The following is a 609-nucleotide window of genomic DNA, read 5'->3' as shown; positions in this document are numbered from 1 at the left end:
ACGAATAAACGTGGTGCGTTTGGTGAGTTCTTTCAGGGGAGAAGCCCCAACGTAAGTGCATGCCGAGCGCAAACCGCCCAGAATATCACGAACGGTATTATCGACCGGGCCGCGCAGCGGCAGCTTGACCGTTTTCCCTTCTGCGGCACGATACTCTGCGACACCGCCGGAATGGCGCTCCATCGCAGAGGCAGAACTCATACCGTAAAACAGCATCATTTTCTCGCCATTCTCTTCTACCACCCGGCCTTCACACTCATCGTGGCCCGCCAGCATGCCGCCGAGCATCACAAAATCTGCGCCGCCGCCGAAGGCTTTTGCCACATCACCCGGCATCGAGCAACCACCGTCGCTGACGATCTGCCCGCCCAAACCGTGCGCAGCATCGGCACACTCGATCACGGCAGAAAGTTGCGGATAGCCCACACCGGTTTTCACCCGCGTGGTACACACGGAACCAGGGCCAATGCCTACCTTGACGATATCCGCGCCAGAGAGAATCAGCTCTTCCACCATTTCACCGGTAACCACATTACCGGCGCAAATGACCTTATCCGGCCAGGCTTCACGCGCTTTTTGCAGGAAATTAACGAAGTGCTCAGAATAACC

Annotated in this window: 1 protein-coding gene; it reads right to left on the bottom strand. The window is 57.1% G+C overall.

The window, feature by feature from the left end; all coding sequences use genetic code 11:
* Positions 1-609: GMP reductase (locus J5224_RS33940; protein ID WP_264629255.1), on the bottom strand; the 609-nt coding region annotated here is incomplete at both ends.

This window comes from Candidatus Symbiopectobacterium sp. NZEC135 (assembly GCF_025962695.1).
This window is presented reverse-complemented; position numbering and strand designations above follow the sequence as displayed.